At 64.3% G+C, this 15,288-nt stretch carries 17 protein-coding genes; 8 read left to right on the top strand and 9 right to left on the bottom strand.

Going from position 1 to position 15,288, the window contains the following annotated elements; all coding sequences use genetic code 11:
• Positions 1–38: 38 nt before the first annotated feature.
• The gene (locus IAE40_RS15225; RefSeq protein WP_054893389.1) at positions 39–464 is read right to left on the bottom strand and encodes an OsmC family protein; all 426 of its coding nucleotides are present in this window, start codon (positions 462–464) and stop codon (positions 39–41) included.
• 157 nt (positions 465–621) lie between these two features.
• On the opposite strand from IAE40_RS15225, the gene IAE40_RS15220 reads away from it, so the two are divergent.
• Positions 622–1,626, top strand: a complete 1,005-nt coding sequence (locus tag IAE40_RS15220; protein WP_054893390.1) for an LLM class flavin-dependent oxidoreductase — start codon at positions 622–624, stop codon at positions 1,624–1,626.
• 124 nt (positions 1,627–1,750) lie between these two features.
• Here the strand turns inward: IAE40_RS15220 and IAE40_RS15215 are convergent, their stop codons facing one another.
• Positions 1,751–1,972 (bottom strand): DUF1161 domain-containing protein, encoded by a 222-nt coding sequence (locus IAE40_RS15215; protein ID WP_054893391.1) that lies wholly within the window; start codon positions 1,970–1,972, stop codon positions 1,751–1,753.
• Between the two features lie 110 nt (positions 1,973–2,082).
• Positions 2,083–2,298, bottom strand: coding sequence for a dodecin (locus tag IAE40_RS15210; RefSeq protein ID WP_054893392.1), 216 nt, complete (start codon positions 2,296–2,298; stop codon positions 2,083–2,085).
• Between the two features lie 151 nt (positions 2,299–2,449).
• On the opposite strand from IAE40_RS15210, the gene IAE40_RS15205 reads away from it, so the two are divergent.
• A complete protein-coding gene (locus IAE40_RS15205) occupies positions 2,450–2,773 on the top strand; it encodes a DUF883 family protein (protein WP_054893393.1) in 324 nt (107 codons plus the stop codon).
• On the opposite strand, the gene IAE40_RS15200 is transcribed toward IAE40_RS15205, so the two are convergent.
• A complete protein-coding gene (locus tag IAE40_RS15200; RefSeq protein ID WP_153774354.1) occupies positions 2,770–3,663 on the bottom strand; it encodes a LysR family transcriptional regulator in 894 nt (297 codons plus the stop codon). The genes IAE40_RS15205 and IAE40_RS15200 overlap by 4 nt on opposite strands.
• Before the next feature lie 221 nt (positions 3,664–3,884).
• Here IAE40_RS15200 and trpB point away from each other — a divergent pair, with 221 nt between their 5' ends.
• On the top strand, positions 3,885–5,102 hold the full coding sequence (trpB, locus tag IAE40_RS15195; RefSeq protein ID WP_054893395.1) for a tryptophan synthase subunit beta: 1,218 nt from the start codon (positions 3,885–3,887) through the stop codon (positions 5,100–5,102).
• A complete protein-coding gene (gene trpA / locus IAE40_RS15190) occupies positions 5,099–5,908 on the top strand; it encodes a tryptophan synthase subunit alpha (protein ID WP_200603472.1) in 810 nt (269 codons plus the stop codon). Before trpB ends, trpA begins: the two co-directional genes overlap by 4 nt.
• A gap of 90 nt (positions 5,909–5,998) precedes the next feature.
• Here trpA and IAE40_RS15185 read toward each other — a convergent pair whose 3' ends face one another.
• Positions 5,999–6,331: a DOPA 4,5-dioxygenase family protein gene (locus IAE40_RS15185; protein ID WP_054893397.1), complete on the bottom strand. Its 333-nt coding sequence runs from the start codon at positions 6,329–6,331 to the stop codon at positions 5,999–6,001.
• Positions 6,332–6,410: 79 nt separating this feature from the next.
• Positions 6,411–7,313 carry a choline sulfate utilization transcriptional regulator gene (locus IAE40_RS15180; RefSeq protein ID WP_063541956.1) on the bottom strand — a complete coding sequence of 301 codons (903 nt, stop codon included), beginning with the start codon at positions 7,311–7,313 and terminating at the stop codon, positions 6,411–6,413.
• A gap of 111 nt (positions 7,314–7,424) precedes the next feature.
• Here IAE40_RS15180 and betC point away from each other — a divergent pair, with 111 nt between their 5' ends.
• The 3 genes from betC (at position 7,425) to IAE40_RS15165 (ending at position 11,520) form a co-directional block, all read left to right on the top strand.
• Positions 7,425–8,942, top strand: coding sequence for a choline-sulfatase (gene betC, locus IAE40_RS15175; protein ID WP_200603471.1), 1,518 nt, complete (start codon positions 7,425–7,427; stop codon positions 8,940–8,942).
• A gap of 14 nt (positions 8,943–8,956) precedes the next feature.
• On the top strand, positions 8,957–9,886 hold the full coding sequence (gene choX, locus IAE40_RS15170) for a choline ABC transporter substrate-binding protein (protein WP_153774294.1): 930 nt from the start codon (positions 8,957–8,959) through the stop codon (positions 9,884–9,886).
• Between the two features lie 68 nt (positions 9,887–9,954).
• On the top strand, positions 9,955–11,520 hold the full coding sequence (locus tag IAE40_RS15165) for a SulP family inorganic anion transporter (protein ID WP_197891777.1): 1,566 nt from the start codon (positions 9,955–9,957) through the stop codon (positions 11,518–11,520).
• Positions 11,521–11,523: 3 nt separating this feature from the next.
• Here the strand turns inward: IAE40_RS15165 and aroE are convergent, their stop codons facing one another.
• Positions 11,524–12,348, bottom strand: a complete 825-nt coding sequence (aroE, locus tag IAE40_RS15160; protein ID WP_197891775.1) for a shikimate dehydrogenase — start codon at positions 12,346–12,348, stop codon at positions 11,524–11,526.
• 25 nt (positions 12,349–12,373) lie between these two features.
• The gene (gene hemF, locus IAE40_RS15155; RefSeq protein WP_200603470.1) at positions 12,374–13,285 is read right to left on the bottom strand and encodes an oxygen-dependent coproporphyrinogen oxidase; all 912 of its coding nucleotides are present in this window, start codon (positions 13,283–13,285) and stop codon (positions 12,374–12,376) included.
• A 133-nt stretch (positions 13,286–13,418) separates the two neighbouring features.
• Here hemF and IAE40_RS15150 point away from each other — a divergent pair, with 133 nt between their 5' ends.
• Positions 13,419–14,396, top strand: coding sequence for an NADPH:quinone reductase (locus tag IAE40_RS15150; protein WP_063541948.1), 978 nt, complete (start codon positions 13,419–13,421; stop codon positions 14,394–14,396).
• Positions 14,397–14,565: 169 nt separating this feature from the next.
• On the opposite strand, the gene IAE40_RS15145 is transcribed toward IAE40_RS15150, so the two are convergent.
• The gene (locus tag IAE40_RS15145) at positions 14,566–14,868 is read right to left on the bottom strand and encodes a DUF6124 family protein (RefSeq protein WP_200603469.1); all 303 of its coding nucleotides are present in this window, start codon (positions 14,866–14,868) and stop codon (positions 14,566–14,568) included.
• Positions 14,869–15,288: the final 420 nt, after the last annotated feature.

Genomic DNA, 15,288 nt, shown 5'->3' with positions numbered 1-15,288 from the left:
CTGCCGACCCTTCCAGACTACAGCAAGCAACGCCTCACCTACGAGAGCAGCGTCGCATCCAGGCTGATCGTCGCGTTGAGTACCTTGGACACCGGGCATCCCGCCTTGGCCTTGTTGGCGATCTCCTGGAACTGCGCCTCACTGGCACCGGGCACTTTGGCCTTGAGGGTGAGGTGCACGGCGGTGATGGCAAAGCCATCGGCCTGCTTGTCGAGGCTGACTTCAGCGATGGTGTCGATGCGTTCAGGCGTCAGCCCGGCCTCACCCAGCATCATCGATAGCGCCATCGAGAAGCAGCCCGCATGGGCCGCGCCGATCAGCTCCTCGGGGTTGGTCCCAGGCGATCCCTCGAAGCGGGTATTGAAGCCATAGGGGTTCTGCTTGAGGGCGCCACTCTCGGTGGACAGCAGGCCCTTGCCATCCTTGAGCCCTCCCTGCCAGATCGCCGATGCTGTCTTTTTCATGATGCCTCCTGGATGTTCAGTGGGTGTCACTACGGATTCTGAGGACACTGCCTACAGCAAGTTCAGATCAATCCATAGCCAACCATTGAATCCATCGCCGGGTGCCCATACAGAGTCACAAAGGCCCTTGGCCAATCACTTTCCTGCGGAGGCTCCGATGACGCAGCTGCGCGACCTGAAGATATCCACCCTCGACCTGGTGCCCGTGCGCGCCGATGCCGGCCCAGCCCAGTCGCTACGCAACTCGCTGGACCTGGCGCAGCATGTGGAGCGTTTGGGCTACAACCGATTCTGGGTGGCCGAGCACCACAACATGGACGGCATCGCCAGCTCGGCGACCTCGGTGCTGATGGGCTATCTCGCCGGCGGGACGTCGCGCATCCGCATCGGCTCGGGCGGGGTGATGCTGCCCAACCATGCGCCGCTGGTGATCGCCGAGCAGTTCGGCACCCTGGCCAGCCTCTATCCCGGTCGCATCGACCTGGGCCTGGGCCGCGCGCCCGGCTCCGACCAGATGACCGCCCGCGCCCTGCGCCGCGAGCGCTCTGGCAGCGCCGACGACTTCCCCGATGATGTCGAGGAACTGTCGCGCTACCTCGGCCCGCGCACCGACGATCAGAAAGTCATCGCCGTGCCCGGCCACGACACCGAAGTACCGATGTGGCTGCTGGGTTCGAGCCTGTTCAGCGCGCAACTGGCCGGCATGCGCGGCATGCCCTACGCCTTCGCCTCGCATTTTGCGCCGCGCTACATGCATGAGGCGATCCGCATCTATCGCGACCATTTCAAGCCATCGACGACGCTGGACAAACCCTACGTGATGCTGGGCATCCCGATGGTGGTGGCGGACAGCGACGAGAAGGCCGAATACCTGGCGACCTCGGTCTACCAGCGCATCCTCGCGCTGATCCGCGGCCAGAGCCTGATGCAGCGCCCACCCGTGCAAAGCATGGACGGGCTATGGCTACCCCATGAGCGTGATGCAGTGGGGAGCTTCCTCGGGCTGGCGATGATCGGTAGCCCGCAGAAGGTACGGGCGAAGGTGGAGGTGCTGCTGGAGCAGACCGGCGCGGATGAGCTGATCTTTACCTGCGATTTGTATGAACATGCGGACCGGCTACGCTCGTACGAGCTGCTGGCGCAGGCGTTGAAGGGCGAGTAAATGCCACTTGCGGGAGGGCGTGCGCCGCGAAAAAAACGTGTGGCCTGTACACGGCAACGCGGTGTCTTTTTCGCGGGTAAACCGGCTCCCACACTTACAGCGTTCGGTTGAGGTCAGCGTCGCCTCAACCCCGGCGATAGACGATTTCCTTGGTCCCGGCCTCGCAACTGCCAATCACCTTGCCGGCCGGCGTGCCCTTGTCGACGATCTCCAGCGTATATCCCTGGACTCCCTTGGCATCGAGCTTGGCTGCAATTTCGCTCTTGAGCTCCTCGCACGGCTTGCCTGCCGCCATGGCACCACCGGCCAGCATCATCAGGCCCACTGCCAGAAACACTTTCTTCATCGTTACCGTTCCTTATGCGGATCAAAAAAGCAGAATAGGGCGCCGGCATGTACCGGTGCCCCATGGAAGTCATACGCCATAAAGCAGGAACAGGCTATCCCCGCACTGTTTCAACTGTTGGCGATGCGGAACCCGACCTTGAGCGTGACCTGGAAATGCGCGGCCTTGTTGTCACGGATGTGACCACGTGTTTCGACCACCTCGAACCACTCCAGGTGCTTGATGCTCTTGCCGGCTTCGGCGAGGGCATTGTTGATCGCATCTTCGATACTCGTGGGCGAGGAACCGACGAGTTCAATCTTCTTGTAGGTGTGATGATCGGACATGAGCGCTCTCCTTGAATGATGTGCTGGATTGAGCCTAGCAGCGCAGGCCCGGTTTACCTGCGAGCCATCGCCTCGGGTGAAAGTTCGATCGCACTTTCGCCACATCGCGCAGTCGCACTCTTTACACCCTACTCAGCGAAGGAGAGTCCACATGGCCCGTAACGCACTGCGCAAGACCTCACTGGAAAGCATGGAAGCTGAGATCGAAAGCCTGCTCAAGACGCTGGAAGACCTCAAAGGCGATGCTTCGGAAGAAACGCAGAAAACCATGAAGGCGCTGCGCGGCAACGCCCAGAACGCTCTCAAGCATTCGCGCAGCCTGCTGACCGACGCCTACGAAGAAGTGAAGACCCGCACCCGGGAAACCGGCATCGCAACCCGTGACTACGCCCAGGAACACCCCTGGACCACGGCTGGCGTGGCCGTTGGCGCATTGGGTCTGCTCGCCGCCTACCTGCTGTGCCGTCGCAACTAACCCTGCGCCTGCAACTCCCGGCGCAACCACTGCGCCAACTGCTCGGCGCGCCCATCTGCGGCGCGCCGCGGCACCCATAGCGCCAACGCCGCCGGCGTCGGCGAAAACCCCCACGGCGCCGCCAGGCGTCCCGCTCGCAGGTCGTCCGCCACCAGCGGTTGCGGCGCGATCGCCACCCCCAAACCGGCCACCGCTGCCTCCAGCAGGTAGTACAGGTGCTCGAATGCCTGGCCGAAGGTCAGCGCACTGGCATCCAGCCCTTGCTGCGCAGCCCAGGTCGGCCACGCCTGAGGGCGCGAGGTGGTGTGCAGCAGGGCTTCGCCCAACAGGGCACGCGCAGGGGCCTGGTGCAGACGCTCGAAGCCGGGAAAGTGCGGGCTGAGCACCGGCCCGATACGTTCCTCGGCCAGCACATGCACCTGCATGTCCGCGGGCCACGGCGGCTCGGCATACACCAGCAATGCATCCAACCCTGGGCGGCGCGGATCGAGATCCCCCTCTCCAGCCGACAAGTGCAGGCGCAGCTCAGGCAGATCGGCCTTCAAACGCCCGAGGCGAGGAATGAACCACCGCGCCAACAGGCTGCCGGAGCACCCCAGTACGAAGGGCGCATCGCTGACATCGCGGCTTAGTTCGGCGCACACACTGCGCAGGCGATCGAAGGCATCGAAGCTGGCATCACGCAGGCGAGTCCCGGCATCTGTGAGTTTGACGCCACGCCCATCCTTGACGAACAGGGCAACGCCCAAATGCTCCTCGAGCACCTTGATCTGCCGGCTCACCGCGCCATGTGTCACGTGAAGCTGTTCGGCGGCCTGGCTGACGCTGTTCAGTCGGGCTGTGGCCTCGAAGGCGCGCAGGGCATTGAGGGGAGGGAGGTCCTGGGGCATTTGACTTGTGAGTTTTCCTGACGAGTTGTCGCAATCTTATCGGTTTTCAGGGGACGTTGCGCTGGGTAGAGTAGGCCCATCGATCAGTGGTGGCCTCTTCGCGGGCAAGCCCGCTCCCACAAGTGCAATGCTGTATTGAGCATCACACCGTTTCTGTGGGAGCGGGCTTGCCCGCGAAGAAGGCAACACGATATCCAATCCAGACCCCTATGGAGCGCCCCATGTCCCAGTCCCAATACCGCCCCGGCCCCGACGCCAATGGCCTGTTCGGCTCGTTCGGCGGCCGCTACGTAGCCGAAACCCTGATGCCCCTGGTCCTGGACCTGGCCCGCGAATATGAAGCGGCCAAGGCCGACCCCGAGTTCCTCGAGCAACTCGCCTACTTCCAGCGCGACTACATCGGCCGCCCCAACCCGCTGTACTTCGCCGAGCGCCTGACCGAGCACTGCGGCGGCGCAAAGATCTTCTTCAAGCGTGAAGAACTCAACCACACCGGCGCGCACAAGGTGAACAACTGCATCGGCCAAGTGTTGCTGGCCAAGCGCATGGGCAAGAAGCGCCTGATCGCCGAGACCGGCGCCGGCATGCACGGCGTGGCCACCGCCACCGTCGCTGCGCGCTTCGGCCTGCCTTGCGTGATCTACATGGGCGCAACCGACATCGAGCGCCAGCAGGCCAACGTGTTCCGCATGAAGCTGCTGGGCGCCGAGATCGTTCCGGTCACCGCCGGCACCGGTACCCTGAAAGACGCCATGAACGAGGCCCTGCGCGACTGGGTCACCAACGTCGAAGACACCTTCTACCTGATCGGCACCGTGGCCGGCCCGCACCCTTACCCGGCGATGGTTCGCGACTTCCAGTCGATCATCGGCAAGGAAACCCGCGCCCAGTTGCACGAGAAGGAAGGCCGCCTGCCGGACAGCCTGGTCGCCTGCGTCGGCGGCGGCTCCAACGCCATGGGCCTGTTCCACAACTTCCTCGAAGACGAAAGCGTGCAGATCATCGGCGTCGAAGCCGGTGGCCATGGTGTGCACACCGACAAGCATGCCGCCAGCCTCAATGGTGGAGTCCCTGGCGTACTGCACGGCAACCGCACCTACCTGCTGCAGGACGACGATGGCCAGATCACCGATGCCCACTCGATTTCCGCAGGCCTGGACTACCCCGGCATCGGCCCCGAGCACGCCTACCTGCACGAAGTGAAGCGGGTCGAATACGTCAGCATCACCGACGACGAGGCCCTGGATGCCTTCCACGCCACCTGCCGCCTCGAAGGCATCATCCCGGCGCTGGAGAGCTCCCACGCCCTGGCCGAGGCGATCAAGCGCGCCCCGAGCCTGCCCAAGGATCACCTGATGGTCGTGTGCCTGTCCGGCCGCGGCGACAAAGACATGCAAACCGTGATGAACCACATGGCTGCCCAGGAGAAACAGGCATGAGCCGTCTTGAACAACGTTTCGCCGACCTGAAGGCCGAAGGCCGCTCGGCGCTGGTCACCTTCATCACCGCAGGCGACCCTGGCTACCAGGCCTCGCTGGAAATCCTCAAGGGCCTGCCCGACGCCGGCGCCGACGTGATCGAGCTGGGCATGCCCTTCACCGACCCGATGGCCGACGGCGTGGCGATCCAGCTCGCCACCCTGCGCGCCCTGGAAGCCGGCCAGACCCTGGCGAAAACCCTGGAGATGGTCCGCGAATTCCGCGTCGGCAACCAGACCACGCCGATCGTGCTGATGGGCTACTACAACCCGATCCATCGCTTTGGCGTGGAACAGTTCGTCGCCGAGGCGAAGGCCGTTGGCGTCGATGGCCTGATCATCGTCGACCTGCCGCCAGAGCACGACGCCGAGCTGGCAACCCCGGCCCAGGCCGCGGGCATCGACTTCATCCGCCTGACCACCCCGACTACCGACGACGTGCGTCTGCCACGCGTGCTCGAGCGCAGCTCGGGCTTCGTCTACTACGTGTCGGTGGCGGGTGTAACCGGGGCGGGCTCGGCGACCACCGAGCACGTCAAGGAGGCCATCGCCCGCCTGCGTCGCCATACCGACCTGCCGATCAGCGTCGGTTTCGGCATCCGCACGCCGGAGCAGGCTGCAGCGATCGCCAAGCTGTCCGATGGCGTGGTGGTGGGCTCGGCACTGGTCGACAAGATCGCCCAGGCCAAGTCACCCGAGCAGGCTGTGAGCGATGTACTGAGCCTGTGCTCGGCGCTGGCTGAAGGGGTGCGCGGCGCTCGGGGCTGACCCGGTAGCGCTTTCTTCGCCGGTGAACCCGCTCCCACAGGAATGACACCGAACCCTGTGGGAGCGGGTTTACCGGCGAATCGACCACCGCTATTGCTTGAAGATCGACAGGTCCAATGGCCTGATCGCCCCCATCCAGATCGCATGATCGCGATGGTCCGCCAGCTCATCGCCGGTCAGTGGATGCAAAAACACCACCAAGCCCCTGCGATACAGCGCCAGCCACGGCAACACCACACCCACCACCTCCGGCCCGAAGGCCAGTTGGCAACTCCAGTCCGGGTGCGGGCCGACCGGTTTCTGGTGCATGCGGCCCATGGTCACGGGGAACAGCCGAGCCGCCTCTTCGCACAGTTGCCGGGCTTGTTCCTGGGTCGAGGCGTCGTAGTACACGTGGGCATGGTAGCCCTTGATCCTTTGCACGATAGCTCCTGAAATGCGGGGGGTTGCGGGTAGGACTATACGCCGGAGGGCCTCGTCGCGGGCCTGCTCCGTGACGGCATCACTGAGTCCCTCGCTCGCGCTCCAGCCACTCCACGAACCGTTCGATCAACGCCCCACGCCGCTTGCGCGGGGGCAACACCACGTAATACCCACGCGACGAACGCAGACTCCCTTCCACCGGCCGGCACAGCAATCCCTGCTCGACCAGCCCATCGACCAGATGCCCCCAGCCAATCCCGACACCTTGCCCGGCGATTGCCGCCTGGATCAGCAGGGTGTAGTTGTCGAACCGCAGCTGCCCCGGTGGCGGCGGGCTGGCCAGGCCAAAGCCACGAAACACTCCGGCCCAATCGAACCAGCGGCTGGCCTGCTCACCGCGCAAATGCAACAACGGCAAGCGTTGCAAAGCCACGGCTGACAAGGGTTTGCCATCAGTCAGCCGAGGGCTGCAAACCGGAAAGACCTCTTCATCGAACAACCAGCGGCTTTCGCCCTGATGAAAGCGCCCGTCGCCAAACAGCACGGCCACATCGATATCGGGCCGCAGCATCCCCTGGCTGCGCTCGCCGGTCACCAGGCTCACGTCCACCTGTGGATAAGCCTCGTGAAAACGCTGCAGCCGGGGCATCAGCCAGAAGGCGGCAAAGGCGAAGTCGGTGGCCACCTGCAACACCTCGCGCTGCCCGCGACCGCTGGCCTCGGCAATGCCTTCATCCATCGCCTGCAAACCCTGGTGGACCTGCTCGAACAGCGACTGGCCCGCATCCGTCAGCGCGATACCCCGGTAGATCCGGTCGAACAGGCGCGTGCCCAACTGCGCCTCGAGCCGCTTGACCTGCTGGCTCACAGCCGGCTGAGTGGTGCCCAGCTCCAGTGCCGCCGCCGTAAAACCGCGCAGACGCGCCGCCGCCTCGAACACACGCAAGCTTTCCAGTGACATGCCCGCAAGGTGCTCAAACATAAGCTCAGCTAATCCCAGTCATTGCCCGCCATGGGCTTTACCCATGTTATCCACAGTCGCATCCTCGATCGCAAGCAATTCACATAACGTTCGACGATGGAAGGGCACCCCATGAAGCAACCCAATATCCTGTTCATCATGGCCGACCAGATGGCCGCGCCCATGCTGCCGATCTACAACCCCTCGCCGATCAGGATGCCCAACCTCGCCCGCCTCGCCGAACAGGCAGTGGTCTTCGATTCGGCCTACTGCAACAGCCCGCTGTGCGCGCCGTCGCGCTTCACACTGGTCAGCGGCCAGTTGCCCAGCCGTATCGGCGCCTATGACAACGCCGCCGACTTTCCCGCCGACATCCCCACGTACGCCCACTACCTGCGCCGCCTCGGCTACCGCACCGCGCTGTCGGGCAAGATGCACTTCTGCGGCCCTGACCAGTTGCACGGCTATGAAGAGCGCCTGACCAGCGACATCTATCCCGCCGATTTCGGCTGGGCGGTGAACTGGGACGCCCCCGAGGTGCGCCCGAGCTGGTACCACAACATGTCCTCGGTGCTGCAGGCCGGGCCGTGCGTGCGCACCAACCAGCTGGATTTCGACGAGGAAGTAGTGTTCAAGGCGCAGCAGTACCTGTACGACCACGTTCGCGAGGATGACGGTCGCCCGTTCTGCCTGACCGTCTCGATGACCCACCCGCACGACCCCTACACCATCCCCCGGCGCTACTGGGATCTCTACGAGTCTGTGGATATCCCCCTGCCACGCGACGAAATCGCCCAGGACCAGCAAGACCCTCACTCGCAGCGCCTGCTAAAGGTCTATGACCTGTGGAACAAGCCGCTGCCTGTGGACAAGATCCGCGACGCGCGCCGCGCCTACTTCGGCGCCTGCAGCTACATCGACGACAACATCGGCAAGCTGCTGCAGACCCTCGAGGATTGCGGCCTGGCCGACGACACGCTGATCGTGTTCTCCGGCGACCATGGCGACATGCTTGGCGAGCGCGGGCTCTGGTACAAGATGCACTGGTTCGAGATGTCGGCGCGGGTGCCGCTGCTGGTCCATGCGCCCAAGCGTTTCGCCGCGGCGCGGGTCAGTGCCAGCGTGTCCACCTGTGACCTGCTGCCGACCCTGGTCGAGCTGGCAGGCGGGGCTGTGGATAACAGCCTGCACCTGGACGGCCGCTCGCTGCTCGGCCACTTGCAAGGGCAGGGCGGGCACGATGAGGTGATTGGCGAATACATGGCCGAGGGTACGGTCGGGCCGCTGATGATGATTCGGCGTGGCGCGTACAAGTTCGTGTACAGCGAAGACGACCCGTGCCTACTCTACGACCTGAGCCGCGACCCGCACGAGCGGGAGAACCTCACCGGCAGCCCGGACCACCAGGGCTTGCTGCAGGCATTTGTCGATGAAGCCAGGCAACGCTGGGACGTTTCCAGCCTGCGCCAGCAGGTGCTGGCCAGCCAACGCCGCCGCCGTCTGGTGGCCGAGGCCCTGGCCATCGGCAAGCTGAAAAGCTGGGATCACCAACCCTTGGTCGACGCCAGCCAACAGTACATGCGCAACCATATCGATCTCGATGACCTCGAGCGCAAGGCACGTTATCCACAGCCCGCACCCATGGATTGAGAAGAGAGGCCGCCATGCAGAAGTTCTCCACCGCCGTGATCGCCCTGGCCCTGGGCCTGAGCGCCCTGACCGCCCAAGCGGCCGACAGCGACACGCAATGCAGCACCGTCAAACTGGCTGACCCCGGTTGGAGCGATATCGCTTCCACCAACGCCATCACCCGCCTGCTGTTCGAAAGCCTGGGCTACCAGGTGAAGATCGACAGCCTTGCTGTACCGATCATCTATGGCGGCCTGAAAGACGGCCGCGTGGATGCCTTCCTCGGCAACTGGATGCCCGCGCAGCAGGGCTTTCATGACAAATTCATCGCCACCGGCGACGTGAAACAATTGTCGCGCAACCTCGAAGGCACCGAGTTCACCCTGGCAGTGCCCGACTACGTGTGGAATGCCGGCATCAAGGACTTCGCCGACCTGCAGAAACACGCCGAGCAGTTCGACAAGAAACTCTACGGCATCGGCTCCGGCGCGCCGGCCAACCTGTCGCTCAAGGAAATCATCGACAAGAATGAGTTCAACCTCGGGCAGTGGAAGCTGATCGAGTCCAGCGAGCAGGCGATGCTGGCGCAGGTCGACCGCGCCGTGAAGAAGAACCAGTTCATCACCTTCCTCGGCTGGACACCGCACCCGATGAACGTGAAGCTGAAGATGCACTACCTCACCGGTGGCGAGAAATGGTTCGGCAGCAAGGGCGAGGTGTTCACCCTGGTGCGCAACGGTTATCCACAGGCCTGCCCGAATGCCGCGAAACTGCTGGGCAACCTGGCATTTACCCTGGATATGGAGAACGCCATCATGGCCGAGGTCGTGGACAAGAAGGTCAGTTTCGACCAGGCAGCCAAGGCGTGGGTGAAGGCGCATCCACAAGTCCTGGAGGCGTGGCTCGCCGGCGTGAGCAGCAAGGCTGGCGGTGATGCACTGGAGGCCGTCAAGGCCAAACTCTGATTGCCCGCTGCCGCGGTGGGTATGAATCCGCTCCAGGAAGGGGCAAAACTCAGGATTGTGAATAACCCATGCCCCGCCTGACCCAGTTGCTGCCCTTCCTGACCTGGCTTCCCCGGCAATCGCGCCGCAGCCTGCGCCAGGACCTGCTGGTGGGTCTGAGCGGCGCGATTCTCGCCCTGCCGCAGTCCATCGCCTATGCGTTGATTGCCGGCCTGCCCGCCGAGTACGGCCTGTATGCGGCCATCGTGCCGGTACTGATCGCCTGCCTGTGGGGGTCGTCGTGGCACCTGATCTGCGGTCCCACCGCCGCTATCTCCATCGTCCTCTACGCCAGTGTCAGCCCGCTGGCCGTGGCCGGCAGCAGCGACTACGTGACCCTCGTCCTGCTGCTGACCTTTCTTGGCGGGGTGTTCCAGCTGCTGCTCGGGCTGCTGCGCTTCGGCACGCTGGTCAACTTCGTCTCCCATTCAGTGGTGCTCGGCTTCACCCTGGGCGCCGCCATTGTCATTGCCCTTGGCCAGTTGCCGAACCTGATGGGCATCGACTTGCCCAGCCAGGCCACGGCACTCAAGACGGCCCAGGACCTGTTCGCCCATGCCCGCGAAGTGGACCTGCCCTCGCTGGGGCTGGGCCTGGCCACCTTGCTGATCGGCATCGCCATCAAGCTCCTGCGCCCGCGCTGGCCGGCGCTGTTGATAAGCCTGGTACTGGTGAGCCTGGTGGCGTGGCTGCTGCCCGGATACTTCGCTCACGTGCCCCGCGTTCCCGCATTCAGCGGCCATCTGCCGCCCCTGAGCCCGCTGCCGTTGCTCGATCTGGACCTGATCCTGCGCCTGCTGCCCAGCGCCGTGGCGGTGGGCATGCTCGGGCTGGTCACCAGCCTGTCGATCGCCCGCTCGTTGTCAGCCCGTTCCGAACAACTGATCGACGCCGACCAGGAGATTCGCGCCCAGGGTGTTTCCAACATGGTCGGGGCGTTTTTCTCGGGTTATCTGTCGTCTGGTTCGTTCACCCGCTCCGGGCTGAGCTTCGAGGCGGGCGCCCGCTCCCCTATGGCCGGGGTGTTCTCGGCGCTGTGGGTGGCGCTGTTCGCCGTGGCCGGTGCCGGGCTCATCGCTCACCTGCCGATCCCGGCGATGGCCGGCAGCATCCTGCTGATTTGTTGGGGACTGGTGGATCACAAGGCGATTCGCGCGCTGTTCCGCGTCAGTCGTTCAGAGTTCCTGGTGATGGCGCTGACCGCGGCGGCAACCCTGTTACTGGAGTTGCAGACGGCGATCTACGCGGGAGTGCTGGCGTCGCTGTTCTTCTACCTCAAGCGCACCTCGCGGCCACGGGTGCAGCAGAGCCGTGAAGGGGAGGCGGACGTGCTGCGGGTCGGTGGCTCGATCTTCTTCGGTGCCGCGCATTATCTGCAGGTACGCCTGCAGCGCTGCCAAGGGCCACATGTGGTGATCGACGCGCGGCAGATCAACTTCATCGACTATTCGGGTGTGGATATGTTGCACCGCGAGGCGCGGCGGCTGATGCGCAATGGCGGCAGCCTGACCCTGCATCGGGCCAGGCCCCAGGTGGTGGAGGAGTTGCAGAAGCTGGAGGGGATCGACGGGTGTCCGATCAGGTTCGAGGAGTAATCTCTACCCCCGCGCCAACTGCCTCCGCAATTCATCCAGCACCGGCCCGGTGTCAGGCCGAACCCCGCGCCAGACGTAAAACGCCTCGGCCGCCTGCTCGGCGAGCATTCCCAGCCCATCCAGCACTTTCGCCGCCCCAAGCTTCGTCGCCCACTGGCAGAACGGCGTCGACTCCTTGCCATACATCATGTCGTAGCACACGGTGCGACCGGCCTCGACCAGACTCTCGGCGATCGGCGGCAACTCCCCCGAAAGGCTCGCCGAGGTGGCGTTGATGATCACGTCCACCGGCTCCTGCAGCCAGGCAAAACCGCTGGCGACCACCGGCCCGAGTTCATCGAACTCGCGCGCCAGCTGCTCGGCCTTTTCCACCGTACGATTGGCGATCACCAGCGATTGCGGCTTATGCGCCAGGATCGGCTCCAGCACGCCACGCACCGCACCACCTGCGCCGAGAATCAGGATGCGCTTGCCCGCCAGCGTGACCCCGGCATTCACCGTCAGGTCGCGCACCAGGCCTGCGCCATCGGTGTTGTCGCCCTGCAGCGTGCCATCGGCCAACAAGGTCAGCGTGTTGACCGCGCCCGCGCGTTGCGCCCGTGGCGTGAGGCTGTCGCACAGGCGGTACGCCTCTTCCTTGAACGGCACGGTCACGTTGGCGCCGCTGCCCTGCTTGAAGAAGCCGCGGGCGCAGTCGCTGAACTCGTCCAGCGGCGCCAGCAGGGTGCTGTATTCCAGATCCTGGCCGGTCTGCTCGGCGAACAGGCGGTGGATCAGCGGCGACTTGCTGTGGCCGATGGGGTTACCGAAAACGACGTACTGGTCCATGAGAAATCCTCGGTTATCCACAGATTTACTGGCCGAGCCAGTCGCGGTCCTGCAGGAAGTACTCGGTCAGGCGCGCTTCCTCGCTGCCAGGGGTGGCCTTCCAGTCGTAGCCCCAGCGAACCTGCGGCGGCAACGACATGAGGATGGATTCGGTACGTCCGCCGGATTGCAGGCCGAACAGCGTACCGCGGTCGTAGACCAGGTTGAACTCGACATAGCGCCCACGGCGATATTCCTGGAATTCGCGCTGCTGCGCGGTGTAGGGGGTGTTCTTGCGCCGCTGCACGATCGGCAGGTAGGCCTCGATGTAGGCATCGCCGATGGCACGGATGAAGGCGAAGCAGGTGTCGAAATCCCACTCGTTCAGGTCATCGAAGAACAGCCCGCCAATGCCACGGGGTTCGCCGCGGTGCTTGAGGTGGAAGTAGCGGTCGCACCAGGCCTTGTAGCGCGGGTACACGTCGGCGCCGAAGGGGGCACAGGCCTGTTCGGCGACGCGGTGCCAGTGGATGCAGTCTTCCTCGTTGCCGTAGTACGGGGTCAGGTCGAAGCCGCCGCCGAACCACCACACCGCCTCTTCGCCCTCTTTCTCGGCGATGAAGAACCGCACGTTGGCGTGGGACGTCGGCACATGCGGGTTGTACGGATGGATCACCAGCGACACGCCCAGCGCCTCGAAGCCACGCCCGGCCAGCTCCGGACGGTGCGCGCTGGCCGACGGCGGCAAGCCTGCGCCGAACACGTGGGAGAAGTTGACCCCGCCTTTCTCGATCAGCTTGCCCTCGCCGATCACCCGGGTGCGACCACCGCCGCCAGCATCGCGAATCCAGGCGTCCTCGACGAAGCGGGCGCCGCCGTCCTCGGTTTCGAGGGCGGCGCAGATGCGGTCTTGCAGGTCGAGCAGATAGGCCTTCACGGCCTCGGTGCGGCTGGTCATCGGGTCACCTGGGAAGGGCAGGGAGGAATTCGCCGCGTAGCATACCACCGGCCAGCGCCGCGCCGCAGTTGACGGCAGTCAAGCAAAGGCGTCCGATAGAGGGCCTTTGCGATGACGACAACAGGAGTGTGTGATGGCCAAGCGTATTCAGTTCAGCCAGCATGGCGGCCCGGAAGTCCTGCAGCTCGTGGACTTCGAACCGACACCGCCCGGCCCGCAGCAGGTGCGCGTGCGCAACCATGCGATCGGTCTGAACTTCATCGATACCTATTTCCGTGGCGGGCTCTACGCGCCGCCATCACTGCCTTCAGGCCTGGGCACCGAAGGTGCGGGTGTAGTCGATGCGGTGGGCGAGGGCGTCACCCGCTTGAAGGTCGGCGACCGCGTCGGCTACGGCGGCGGGCCGCTGGGCGCCTATGGCGAATACCACACCCTGCCGGAAGCGAACCTGGTGAAGCTGCCTGACAGCATCAGCTTCGAGCAGGCTGCGGCCGTGATGCTCAAGGGCCTGACCACCCAGTACCTGCTCAAGCAGACCTACGCGGTGCAGCCCGGCGACTTCATTCTGTTCCACGCCGCAGCAGGTGGCGTCGGCTCGCTGGCTTGCCAATGGGCCAAGGCCTTGGGCGCCAAGCTGATCGGCACTGTCAGCTCGCCCGAAAAAGCCGAACGCGCCAAGGCGCTGGGGGCCTGGGCGACCATCGACTACAGCCATGAAGACGTGGCCAAGCGGGTGCTGGAGCTGACCGAAGGCAAGAAGTGCGCGGTGGTGTATGACGGCGTGGGTGCCGACACCTGGCTGACTTCGCTCGACTGCCTGCGCCCGCGTGGCTTGATGGTGAGCTTCGGCAATGCCTCCGGCGCGGTGAGTGGCGTGAACCTGGGAATTCTGTCGCAGAAGGGCTCGCTGTACGTGACCAGGCCGACCCTGGCCAGCTACGCCAATAACGCCGAGAACACCCAGGCCATGGCCGATGACCTGTTCGCAATGATTGCCAGTGGCAAGCTGGTGGTGGATATCCAGCAGCGCTATCCGTTGAGCGAGGCGGCGAAGGCACAGGAAGCGTTGTCGGCGCGCCAGACGGTGGGGTCGACGGTGCTGTTGCCCTGAGGACCCCATCGCGGGACAAGCCCGCTCCTACAGGTTCAGCGCCGTTCATGCGTGCCGTGCGGTTCCTGTAGGAGCGGGCTTGCCCGCGAAAAGCACACCACGGTGGATGCCACCCGGCGGTTCGTCGCCCCCGACAAGCCCGCTCACACCGAGGGCTCCGCTCAAGTCATCAGGCTTTAGGGCTACCCGCAGACTCGATCCCATCCAGCATCGCTTCGACCAGGCCCTCTGCCAGCTCGATGGCATGCAGGCTCGACCAGAACATGCCCCGACCGCTGTCGCTCAGGTGGTCAATGGCTTTGATGCCAGTGTCGTAGGCACAGCGCAGGTAGAGCGCGACGTGGACCAAGGCGTCGTGGGGGTCGATGTCGGGGTTGACGGTGAAGAGCGGGAGATGGCCGGCATCGCAGCGGCCGAAGGGGTGGGTGGTGGTTTTGGGGAGTGGTGGATCAGGAATCAGCTTATCGGTCATGTCATTTCTCGCTCGATATTTGCTGACACAACACTCGTTACCACACGAATGAGGGTGGCAGCTGTACACGGGGTGGTAAGCCGGAGGAGAAAAGACAAAGACCCCGGTAGGCCCGAAGGCCTCCCGCGTACAGCCGCCATGACGGCATTGTCTTTCTCAGTTTTCCCGGGTTACCACACCCGATCGCCAAGTTGTTCGGCGACGGTCTGGAGCCTAGAGGTAGACGTTCCCACTGAGAAGGTAATGGCGATCGATAGGCCGCGTAGGATATTTCCCTAAATCAGAAATGTGCAGTCTTGAGGATAAGAATCAGAAAACCCTGATGAGCGGCGCCTCTCTCCCTTGTAGGAGCGGGCTTGTTCGGGGCGCCGAATCGCCGCGAACACCGGCAGAGCCGGTGCCATGCACTGCGGTGGCCTT

Origin of the sequence: Pseudomonas sp. S44 (assembly GCF_016624805.1) — a bacterium.
GTDB lineage: Bacteria > Pseudomonadota > Gammaproteobacteria > Pseudomonadales > Pseudomonadaceae > Aquipseudomonas > Aquipseudomonas machongensis.
The sequence above is the reverse complement of the archived record's forward strand: the minus strand, read 5'-3'. Positions and strand labels throughout refer to the sequence as shown.